We start from the raw sequence: 3,626 nt of genomic DNA, 5'->3' as shown, positions 1-3,626 counted from the left end.
GCAACATAAATAGCAGCTCTTTCTTTCTGTTCAAGGGAAACATTTAAGTTAGACATAATAACTCCTAAGAAGTTAATAGTTTTTCCATGTTCACTATATAGATCTTTAATAGTTGGTAAATTTTGCATATCATAAGTTGACCATTTTGAAGAACAAGGCATAAATGAACCACCAATAATACAACCGTCTAAAACTTCGTTTGGATGCATGAAAGTTGGCAACATTCTATTCATATCCCATCCATAGACTAAGTCGTTATACCCAAGTTCCTCCATTTGAGATTGTGCTTGCATAACATAAACTACACTTGGTAAATTTGTTACACTTTCCTCTCTCTTTGTAACAGGTGGTAGATCAAAAATCTCCTCACTTTCAGGAACTAAGTCCTTTACAATAGCTCCAATATGTTCAGAAAGTTTCATTGCTCCCCATCTTAAGGCTTTATTTTTCTTTTGTTGTTCTCTTTTTTCAAATTCCTCATTAGTATCTGCAACTAAACAGATATTTATAAGCTGTGAATAGTATGAGTATTTAGCTCCTTCTCCGCACATATCAACAACACCATCACCAAAACTACCCCAGTGTTTTCCAACAGCCATAATACTCATGTTTTTTAGTGCATGAAGTTTTCCTTCTCCACAAGCTTTTAAAGGTCCAGTAACTCCTGGGAAAATAGCTCTACCATCAAGTCTAACTCTAGCCTCAATAGCTTCTTTTATGGGAACTATTCTCTTACTTTCCCCTGGTTTAGCAATGAAAATATCAGCTTCAGTGATACAGTCATCTTGTAAAATAAGATTTAAAGCTTTTTCTTTGTTAATTGTTAAAACTCCATTGGAATATGAATTTTCTAGTCCAAACAGAACATCTTTAACATAAAAATTTCCAATTTCTAATCTCATTGAACACACTCCTTGTTTTTTGGTAATCGCGATCACCTGTTGATATGTTTATACTCTCTTGTGAGAAAAATGTCAAATCTTTTTTTGGAAATTAATGTTATAATATAAAGATGTTTGAATAATAAAAGAATATTTAGGAGGAAAAAATGACAGAAAACACCAAGACAAAATTAATAACAGAAACTTCAAAAATAGTGTTTGAAAATGGACTTGAAGGATTATCAATAAGGAAAGTTGCTAGTCTTGTTGGGTGTACCAGTGGCGCAATCTATGTTCATTTTAAGAATTTCAATCACTTGGTTTTACTCTCATGTTTAACCTTTTTAAAGGAGTATAATCAAGGTATAAATAAAATGGATAAAAATTTTGAAAACTCTTTAGAAGAGAGCAAATATATTTGGAAACTTTTTTGTGAAAGTGCTTTTAAATACCCAGAAATTTTTTATTTTATATTTTTTTCATGTTCTGAAATTAATATGAGTAAAGAGGAAAAAGAAACTGATGCTTATGCTCAGTTTAAAAGTTTTTATAAGGCTTTCCCAGAAGGTTTTGAAGATACAAAGTATAAACATCATCAGATGTTATTAAAATTAGATTTAGAAGAGAGAAATAAATATTTAATAATGAAACTTGCCCATGAAAAATTAATATCCCCTTCTCACGTTAAGCTCCTTAATTTATCTCAAATATTTATATTTAAAGGGTATTTAGAAAAGGCTAAAAAACTAAAGGATCAAAGTCAAATTGAAAGACTTAGAAAGGCTTGTATAAAATCTATTGATATGTCTTTTAGTGCTTACTTAGTATAACAGAGGTAAGATTTTATACTTACCTCTATTTTAAAAATATATTGCAAACTCTATATTTTTCTCTTTTTCATTAAAAGAAAAATCATATTTAAATTTTAAAATATTTAAAATTTGTGAAACTATAGAAAGACCAAGGCCAGTACCACCATATTTTTGATTGGGAGAACTTTTCTTTCCGTTAAAGGGAAGAAAATAATCATTTAAATTTATATTTTCTTTATTAGTAAAGGAGTTTTTTATAATTAGAGATGAGTTGGTTACTTTTATTTCAATAATATTTTTCTCATTAACATAGGATATAGCATTAGTTAAAATATTATTTATAGCTATTGTAAATAGTTTTTTATCTGTATTAATAGTTATATCTTTTAAATGAAGAAAAAGGTGTATATTTTTACTTTGAAAATCTAAAGAGTATCTAGAAAGATTGCTATTTAAAAACTCTTTTAAATTTATACTTTCACTTTCTAGTTTAATATACTGAGATTCTAATTTAGTGAAAAAAAGAAGATCTTTAATTAGATTATTCATATTAGATGCTTCTAGATTAATATTTTTACAAATATTAACAATATCATCATCTTCAATAATTCCGTCAATAATAGCATCACTATAACCACTGATAATAGATATTGGAGTTTTTAACTCATGAGAAATATTAGAGATGAATTTTTTTCTAAACTCATCTAATTTTTTCTCTTTTTTTAGTTCCTCTTTTAAATTTTCATTTAAAATTAAAAGTTCTTTTTCAATTGGTCTTCCCATTTTAATAGATAAAAAATAAGCAAGAATAAGATTAAATGGGATAGTTCCTAAGAATAAAAACAGATAAAATTTAAATGATATATTAGCTGTAGATCTTAGAGAAGCAAGTGGTGATCCTAAAATAATAACTTTATTTTCACCAGTTTTTTTTATTAAAATTATTCTTTTTATTTGATCTCTTCCTCTAACAATACCTATGGCACTATTTTCTGAAACAAAGGTTTTTAAAAAAGTTGTTGTTGTTTGTTTAAGTGAATTAAGATTTGATATTGTATCTTTTTTAAAAAAAATGCCCTCCTCTTCTAAAAACTTTTCAAACTTATCCTTAGGAATCTGTTTGTATTTATTTGCTAAATTAATAAGTACATTTTTTCTTTGGGAGATTTGATATTTTTCTAAGTACAGATAACCTGCTATTAAAGAGAAAAATATGATAAAATAGGTTAAAAGACTTAAAAAAAGAAATATTTTAAAGGGAATACTAAGCTTTTTAATCTTTAAGTTTAAACTCATATCCAACTCCTCTAATAGTTTTGATATATTTATCTCCAATTTTTTGTCTAAGTATTTTTATCCAAGTGTCAACTACTCTTTCATCTACATCAAAGTCATCTTTCCAAACATTGTTTAAAATAGTTTCTCTAGACAATATTATATTTTTATTTAAAATTAAATAGTTTAAAAGATGAAATCCCTTTAGCCCCAAAGCAATATCTTCCCCATCTTTAAAAACTTTGTAAGTGTCTCTATATATTTCTAAATCATCAATAATATCTGGAAAATTAATAATATTTTTTTCTAAAATAATACGAATTCTAGTTAGAAGAGCTTTTGGTTTAAAAGGTTTTATAATATAATCATCAGCTCCAAGAGTTAATCCTTTTGCTTCATCCTCATCTTCAGAACGAGATGTTAAAATAATTATTGGTGTAGATGAGATCTCTTTTATTTTTTTACAAACCTCCCATCCTTGCATTTTAGGAAGCATAATATCTAAAAGAACTAAGTCTATTTGGTTTTCTTTAAAAATTTCAATTCCACTTTCTCCACTTTCACCTTGAAAAACATTGTAATTTTCTTTTTCTAAATATCTTCTTAAAATATCTCTTAAAAAAGCTTCATCTTCAATAATTAGTATATTTTTCTTTTT

4 protein-coding genes are annotated in these 3,626 nt (G+C 26.6%); 1 reads left to right on the top strand and 3 read right to left on the bottom strand.

Translation table 11 applies throughout. The features are described 5' to 3' along the window. Positions 1–902 (bottom strand): glycine/sarcosine/betaine reductase component B subunit (locus Q0V09_RS09140; RefSeq protein WP_297488756.1); only part of this gene is annotated, 902 nt, incomplete at its 3' end. A gap of 146 nt (positions 903–1,048) precedes the next feature. Between Q0V09_RS09140 and Q0V09_RS09135 the strand changes: the two genes are divergently transcribed. Further along, entirely contained in the window at positions 1,049–1,711 is a 663-nt protein-coding gene (locus tag Q0V09_RS09135; RefSeq protein ID WP_297488751.1) for a TetR/AcrR family transcriptional regulator, read from the top strand. A gap of 30 nt (positions 1,712–1,741) precedes the next feature. Here the strand turns inward: Q0V09_RS09135 and Q0V09_RS09130 are convergent, their stop codons facing one another. Beyond that, entirely contained in the window at positions 1,742–2,989 is a 1,248-nt protein-coding gene (locus Q0V09_RS09130) for a HAMP domain-containing sensor histidine kinase (RefSeq protein ID WP_297488747.1), read from the bottom strand. Next, positions 2,967–3,626: response regulator transcription factor (locus Q0V09_RS09125; protein WP_297488744.1), on the bottom strand; the 660-nt coding region annotated here is incomplete at its 5' end. The genes Q0V09_RS09125 and Q0V09_RS09130, both read right to left, overlap by 23 nt.

Source organism: uncultured Cetobacterium sp. (assembly GCF_947039425.1).
Lineage (GTDB): Bacteria > Fusobacteriota > Fusobacteriia > Fusobacteriales > Fusobacteriaceae > Cetobacterium_A.
The sequence above is the reverse complement of the archived record's forward strand: the minus strand, read 5'-3'. Positions and strand labels throughout refer to the sequence as shown.